Origin of the sequence: Halomonas sp. 707B3, assembly GCF_024158645.1 — a bacterium.
Taxonomy (GTDB): domain Bacteria; phylum Pseudomonadota; class Gammaproteobacteria; order Pseudomonadales; family Halomonadaceae; genus Vreelandella; species Vreelandella lionensis.
Genome location: NZ_JAMZBE010000165.1, coordinates 1 through 7,030 on the forward strand (window position 1 = coordinate 1; position 7,030 = coordinate 7,030).

6 protein-coding genes are annotated in these 7,030 nt (G+C 58.2%); 4 read left to right on the plus strand and 2 right to left on the minus strand.

Translation table 11 applies throughout. From position 1 onward, the window contains the following. The 3 genes from BIS10_RS16145 to BIS10_RS16155 form a co-directional block, all read left to right on the plus strand. A partial coding sequence (locus BIS10_RS16145; protein ID WP_253506676.1) for a response regulator occupies positions 1-1,018 on the plus strand: 1,018 nt, incomplete at its 5' end. Continuing rightward, entirely contained in the window at positions 999-2,156 is a 1,158-nt protein-coding gene (gene nosP / locus BIS10_RS16150; protein WP_253506679.1) for a nitric oxide-sensing protein NosP, read from the plus strand. The genes BIS10_RS16145 and nosP, both read left to right, overlap by 20 nt. Then, positions 2,134-3,510, plus strand: coding sequence for a hybrid sensor histidine kinase/response regulator (locus BIS10_RS16155; RefSeq protein ID WP_253506682.1), 1,377 nt, complete (start codon positions 2,134-2,136; stop codon positions 3,508-3,510). The genes nosP and BIS10_RS16155 overlap by 23 nt, the downstream gene beginning before the upstream one ends. Here BIS10_RS16155 and BIS10_RS16160 read toward each other — a convergent pair. Continuing rightward, positions 3,507-4,187 (minus strand): response regulator transcription factor, encoded by a 681-nt coding sequence (locus BIS10_RS16160; RefSeq protein ID WP_253506684.1) that lies wholly within the window; start codon positions 4,185-4,187, stop codon positions 3,507-3,509. The genes BIS10_RS16155 and BIS10_RS16160 overlap by 4 nt on opposite strands. Positions 4,188-4,304: 117 nt before the next feature. On the opposite strand from BIS10_RS16160, the gene BIS10_RS16165 reads away from it, so the two are divergent. Continuing rightward, positions 4,305-5,825 (plus strand): aldehyde dehydrogenase family protein, encoded by a 1,521-nt coding sequence (locus BIS10_RS16165; RefSeq protein WP_253506687.1) that lies wholly within the window; start codon positions 4,305-4,307, stop codon positions 5,823-5,825. Positions 5,826-5,904: 79 nt separating this feature from the next. Here the strand turns inward: BIS10_RS16165 and BIS10_RS16170 are convergent. Beyond that, a partial coding sequence (locus BIS10_RS16170) for a SulP family inorganic anion transporter (protein ID WP_253506690.1) occupies positions 5,905-7,030 on the minus strand: 1,126 nt, incomplete at its 5' end.

Sequence of the window (7,030 nt, forward strand, 5' to 3'; positions counted from 1 at the left end):
GCAAGAGACGCTGTTCGAGCCTTTTCAGCAGGCGGATGAGAGCGTTGCCCGCCGTTATGGCGGCACCGGCCTAGGGTTGGCTATCTGCAAGCGGCTGAGCGACGCGATGCGGGGAAGATTAGGCGTCATTAGCACACCCGGCGAGGGCAGCACGTTCTGGTGCGAGCTGCCGCTAGTGGAGGCTAGCCCCGTTAGTACATCGCAACCTGCAGAGCCTACTCAAGACTTTAACGGTACTTCGCTGCTGTTGGTGGAGGATAACGCGGTAAACCGTAAAGTGGCGCTAGGCCTGCTTTCACGATTAGGGTGTGACGTAGTGTGCGCTGAAAATGGCTACGATGCGCTCGCGATGGCTAAGCGCCAGCAAGTACACCTGATTTTTATGGATATTCAACTGCCCGATATTGACGGAATAACGGTGACCCAGCAACTGCGTGCCCAGGGCGGTTGGTGCAGCGATGTACCGATTGTGGCGATGACGGCTGGTGGCGCCGAAGACGACCGCAAGCGGTGTCTGGCGGCAGGTATGAATGACTATATTACCAAGCCGCTCTCGCTGCTGGCGCTAAGCAATGTACTGGCGCTTCAACTGACGCCTGCGCAGACGCCGTCAACGCCTATCGCCGCCGAATCAGGTAACGATGTGCTGCTCAATGAAGCGACGCTTGCGACGTTAACCAGCTCGATAGGGGCTGACAGCGTTAAACAACTGGTAATGCTTTATCATCAGCAAGTGCATGATTATATTGGCCAGTTGGTTGATTGCTTCGCTTCTAATACAGAAATAGCGAGTGAGCAGCTACCTCAGATGGAGCGCCTTGCTCATCAGTTGCGAGGCGAATCTTTAAGCATAGGTGCCGAGCAGTTGGCCGCTCAGTCAAAGCACTTAGAGCAACTAGCAGGGCAGCCAGAGGCCTCAAGCGCTCAGATTGAAGAGGCCTTTAGCGCGCTGCACCACTGTGCGGCACGCACCCACGCTGCGTTGGAGCAATGGCATCGTGAGCATCAGCTTAACTAACAGTGGCCTGATAACCGCTGCAAGCCGGGCTTCTGACCCCTATATAGCCGCCAACGAGTTGGCGGCGTCGCTCTACCATGAGTATGCAGGCTTTGTGCTGTTTTTCTGTAGCGCAGAGTATCCGCTGGCCGCGCTTGCCCAGGCGCTAAGCAGCGCCTTTGGCGAACTGCCTATTAGTGGTTGCACCACCGCAGGCGAGCTAACGCCGGATGGCTATGACCGCGGCTCGGTGGTGGCGATCTGCTTTGACCAGCGCTTTTTTGCGATAGAAACCGCATTGATTGATGACTTGGAGTACTTTGACCTCCCCACCGCGCAGCCCTTGGTGGATAAGCTGTTAGAGCGTTGCCGCCGCCAAGCCGTTGCGCCGGTCAACGAACACAGCTTTGCCCTGACGCTGCTGGATGGGCTATCCAGTCGTGAAGAGCAAGTGCTGGCAACGCTGGATGCGGCCTTGGGGCGCATTCCAAGCTTTGGCGGTTCCGCAGGGGACGATAACCACTTAACCCATACCCATGTATACGCTAACGGACGCTTCCATACCCGTGCGGCGGTGGTGGTCATGATGAATACTCGGCTACCGTTTGAAGTATTCTCCACCCACCACCTTGAGCCACTTGAGCACAAGTTGGTGGTCACCGCTGCGGATCGTGAGCGCCGCCGCGTGCTGGAGCTTAACGGTGTCCCCGCGGCCGAACTGTATGCCGCGCTGGTGGGCTGTTCGGTTGAGGCACTTGCGCCTCCCATTTTTGCCCAGCACCCGCTGGCGGTACACCTGGGCGGCCAGCACTATATTCGCTCGATTCAACGGGTCAATGATGATGGCAGCCTAAGCTTCTACTGCGCGGTGGAAAACGGCATTGTGCTGACTGCCATGCAGCCCACGCCGCTGCTCACCGATTTAGCCCACATGCTGCAGCGAGTGGAAGCCCGCTTAGGCGAGCCCGCTGCGATTATTGGCTGCGACTGCTTTTTGCGACGGATGGCGCTGGAGTCGTTGGGGCAACTTGACCAGGCATCGACGCTGCTGCGCCAAGCCCGTGTCGTGGGATTTAATACCTACGGCGAGCAGCACCACGGCATGCATGTGAACCAGACGTTTACGGGGGTGGCCTTTGGCGCTCTTCCAACTCCCTGATTCGCATCAAGGCGACGATATTGCGACCCTACGTGAGGAGAACCACCGGCTACGCAAAGTGTGTGCGGCGTTAATGGAGCGAGTGGAATCCGGCGGTAGCCCTAATGGCGCGCCCTATGCGGCCTTTGAGCGCTCGGTGCTGCTTGCCGAACAGGTGCGTGAGCGCACCGATGCGCTGCACCGCACGTTGGACGAGCTAAGCCAGGTCAACGCTCGTTTGCTGGCAGCCAACGCTGAAGCCCACGCGGCTAACGTCTCTAAAACCAAGTTTTTGGCCGCCGTTAGCCATGACCTTCTACAACCGCTCAATGCGGCACGGCTGTTTGCCAGCGCCCTGGAAACCCATGCACTACCTGAGCCCACCCAGGCGCTTGTCGGCCATATCGGGCGCTCGCTGAAAGATGTCGAGGGCTTGCTTGGGACGCTGGTGGATATCTCCCGCTTAGATGCCGGAGTGCTTCATGCCGATAAAGCGCCCTTTGCCGTAAGTACGCTGCTGGATGCGCTGGCGGAGGAGTATCGCCAAGTGGCGGGGGTGCGTGGTCTTACCCTTCACTATGTACCTTCGCGGGTGTGGGTGGAGTCCGATTTAGCGCTGCTGGCGCGGGTGGTGCGTAATTTCCTTAGCAATGCGGTGCGCTACACCGAGCACGGCCACCTGCTGTTAGGCTGCCGCCGCCGGGCCGATGGCCTGGAGATTATGGTGGGTGATACTGGCCCCGGTATTCCAGAGCCCCAGCGCAAAGCCATTTTTCTGGAGTTTCGTCGCGCCAGCCAGCCACAGGCCAACCACAGTCGCGGCCTGGGGCTAGGCCTAGCCATTGTCGATCGTATTAGTACCATGTTGGATCACTCCGTCACACTGGCATCACGGCTAGGTCATGGCTCGCTGTTCTCTATTTTGGTGCCCTACGCAGCCTCTTGCGGCGCGTTAGAAGGCGGATCCAGCCCGGTGTCATCAGCGCAGTGGGGCGATGACCCGCTGCAGGGCTGTGTGGTGTGGGTGGTGGATGATGACCCCGCCATTACCGAAGGGATGCAGGCGCTGCTGGGCAGTTGGGGGTGTCGGGTACGGGCAGCGGCGACGGTGAGCGCGCTGGAAGCCGCTAGCGACGGCGAACGCCCGGCGGTGCTGCTGGTGGATTACCATTTAGGGGAGCACCGCGAGAACGGCATCGACTTAGCTGCCCGGCTGCGTCGCCGCTATCCTGGGTTAGCCGCAGTGGTGATTACCGCCAACCATGAAGCTTCGGTAAAGCGGGCTACCCGGGAGGCAGGAATGCACTGCCTACTAAAGCCGCTTAAACCACTGCGTTTGAAGATGCTGTTAGGTACGCTGTTAGAGGGCCGTTAACGCGCCATTCGCTTGGCGATATAGCCGTTTAAATCCTCCTCTCCGGCCATCACAATGGCGTGTACCCGGCTGGTAGCGCCCAGTTTTCGCAAAATAGCCGATACATGGGTCTTTACCGTGGTTTCAGCAATGTCCAGTTCTCGGGCAATCTGCTTGTTGGACATTCCCTGGCTCATACAGCCCAACACGTCTAGCTGTTTGTCGGTGAGCCGGGGCAGGCGGCTCGGTTTATCCTCCGAATCTTCGCCTGCTGCCGCAGGTATTGCCCGGGGAGGAGGGCGTCGCATGATATCGGCGGGCAGGTAGAGTTGGCCCTGGAGAATTTGCTGTAGCGCGGCGAGAAGCTGCTCTCTAGGAGTGGATTTCGGGATATAGCCTACGGCCCCCAGAGTAATGGCATCAAGCACGAGCTGGCGCTCCTGGTGGGCCGAGACGATGGCCACCGGCAGCCAAGGGAACGTCTCGCGCAGGGTTTTCAGGCCCTCTAACCCGTCGGCATCAGGTAGGCTTAAATCCAACAGCAGCAGGTCTAACCCTTCCATGGTCTCAACGTGTGCCATGGCCGACGCCAGGCTGTCGGCCTCAAGCAGTTGGGTGTCGGTGAATCCACTACTAATGACGGCGTGTAGCGCATCACGAAACAGTGGATGGTCATCTGCCACTAACAGCGAGTACATGGCGTCTCCTACCAAGGGATGAAGGTGCGTCCTGCCATCGGGCTATATCGAGAATGGCGCGAGTGACCAACACTGAGTAGGCACCTTTTAATAATCATAATACTCAGGAGCAGTACCATGATCTACGCCAACCCAGGTGAAACGGGCTCTGTTGTCTCGTTTGAAAAGCGCTATGGTAACTACATCGGCGGTGAGTTTGTTCCCCCGGTGAACGGCCAATACTTCGACAACATTAGCCCAGTTAATGGCAAAGTGTTCTGTGAAATTCCCCGCTCTAGCGCTGAAGATATCGAAAAAGCGCTGGATGCCGCCCATAAAGCCGCTCCGGCGTGGGGCAAGACCTCGGTACAAGAGCGCAGTAACATCCTGCTCAAAATCGCCGATCGCATTGAGCAAAACCTCGAAATGCTGGCCGTGGCCGAAACGTGGGACAACGGCAAAGCGGTGCGTGAAACCATCAATGCGGATATTCCGCTGGCCGTTGACCACTTCCGCTACTTTGCAGGCTGCCTGCGCTCCCAAGAGGGCACTGCCGCTGATATTGATGCCAACACGGTGGCGTACCACTTCCACGAGCCGTTGGGCGTGGTAGGGCAAATTATTCCGTGGAACTTCCCGATTTTGATGGCGGCTTGGAAACTAGGCCCAGCACTAGCGGCGGGTAACTGCGTGGTGCTGAAGCCTGCCGAACAAACCCCAGCGTCCATTCTAAAAGTAGCAGAGCTGATTGGTGACCTGCTGCCCCCCGGCGTACTCAATATCGTTAATGGCTTTGGCGCAGAGGCAGGCCAAGCGCTGGCCAGCAGCAAGCGCATCGCCAAGATTGCCTTTACCGGCTCGACGCCGGTGGGCTCGCATATTCTGAAGTGCGCGGCCGAGAACATTATTCCCTCCACGGTGGAGCTGGGCGGTAAGTCCCCCAATATCTACTTTGCCGACATTATGAACGCCGAGCCGACGTTCATCGACAAAGCGGTAGAGGGGCTGGTGCTGGCCTTCTTTAACCAGGGCGAAGTGTGCACTTGCCCGTCGCGGGCGCTGATTCAAGAGAGCATGTACGACGAGTTCATGGCGAAAGTCATCGAGCGCACCAAGACCATCAAACGCGGTAACCCGCTGGATACCGACGTCCAGGTGGGCGCTCAGGCATCCCAAGAGCAGTTCGATAAGATCATGTCGTACATGGACATTGCTCGGGACGAGGGCGCGGAATTCCTGACCGGCGGTAATAAAGAGACGCTGGATGACAGCATCAACAGCGGTTACTACATTCAGCCTACGCTGCTGAAAGGTAATAACCAGATGCGCGTGTTCCAGGAGGAGATCTTTGGCCCAGTGGTGGCGGTAACTACCTTTAAAGACGAAGCAGAAGCGCTGGCGATTGCCAACGACACCGAGTTTGGCTTGGGCGCGGGCGTGTGGAGCCGCGATATTAACGTGGCCTTCCGCATGGGGCGTGGCATTCAAGCAGGTCGCGTCTGGACCAATTGCTATCACCAGTACCCCGCCCACGCAGCCTTCGGTGGCTACAAGAAATCCGGTGTGGGCCGCGAAACCCATAAGATGGCGCTTGAGCACTATCAGCAAACCAAAAACCTGCTGGTCAGCTACGACATTAACCCGCTAGGTTTCTTCTAAGCATTAACGAGTAGTCATCGCTCCCACAGCGTCCCGGCGATAAGCACATCGCCGGGATGTTTTTTTATGGGGAGCGCCCTTAGCGTGCGTGACCCAACCAGCGGCGCGCCAAGCGCTCGGCGTGGGCGAGGTTGCTAACCACGGCCAATTTACCAACTTCACGATGAATGCCTGCGCGCTTTATTTTCAGCGCCAACCGGGGCGGCAGCCCGACAAATATGATGCCTACACCTTGCTCACCCAGTTCACGGCGCAGCGTCCCCAGCGCCACCATGGCGGTGGTATCCAGGCTCGGTACATCGCGCATATCCAAAACCACAATGCTCACGTTGTGATCAATCACCCGCAAGGTGGCAATGGCTTTCTCTGCGGCCCCGAAAAATAGTGGGCCGGTCATTTTGTAAAGCGCGACTTCCGGCGGGAAATGCTCGCCGGAAGAAGGCGTGGTTAAGCGTTGGGTGTTGGTCAGCTGGGCCATACGACGAATAAACAGCGCCGCCGCTAGGCCAATACCTACAGCCACCGCGATGACCATGTCAAAAATGACTGTCAGCGCGAAGCAGATCACCAGTACCCACACATCGCTGGCGGGGGCACTCCTTAACGTATGCATAAAGTGGCGGGCTTCGCTCATGTTCCAGGCAATAACAAACAGTAGTGCAGCCAGGGCCGCCATCGGCACAAACCCTAACACGCCTGCCAGCGCAATCACGGCGAGCAACACCACCAGCGAATGCACCACGGCGGCAATGGGCGAAAAAGCGCCGCTTTTAATATTGGTGGCTGTACGGGCCATGGCGGCTGTCGCGGTGATGCCACCAAAAAAGGGCACCACTAAGTTGCCAAGACCTTGGCCGATTAGCTCTGCGTTAGGGTCATGGCGGGTGCGGGTTAAACCATCCGCCACCACGGCACACAGCAGTGACTCAATGGCGGCGAGTAGTGCAATCGCTAAGGCGGGGCCTAATAGTGATTGAATCAGGGCAAAGTTGATCTCAAGTGGCGTGCCATCCGCCCCCGGGAAATGCCAGGGCGCGGTAAAACTGGGCGCGAAAGGGGGAATGCCGGTGCCGCTGTCACCCTCGAATTTCCAGCGAAAGCGCGAGGCGATGGTATCTACCTCGATGCCGCCCCACAGCAATAGTGTGGCGGCCAGCGTTCCCACGGCTAAGCCGACCAGAGGGGCGGGAACCGGCGTTTTTAAG

Excerpts from the sequence above, each read along its gene's own strand:
- BIS10_RS16160 (WP_253506684.1), bottom strand. The coding sequence starts at position 4,187 with ATGTACTCGCTGTTAGTGGCAGATGACCATCCACTGTTTCGTGATGCG.
- BIS10_RS16165 (WP_253506687.1), top strand. The coding sequence starts at position 4,305 with ATGATCTACGCCAACCCAGGTGAAACGGGCTCTGTTGTCTCGTTTGAA.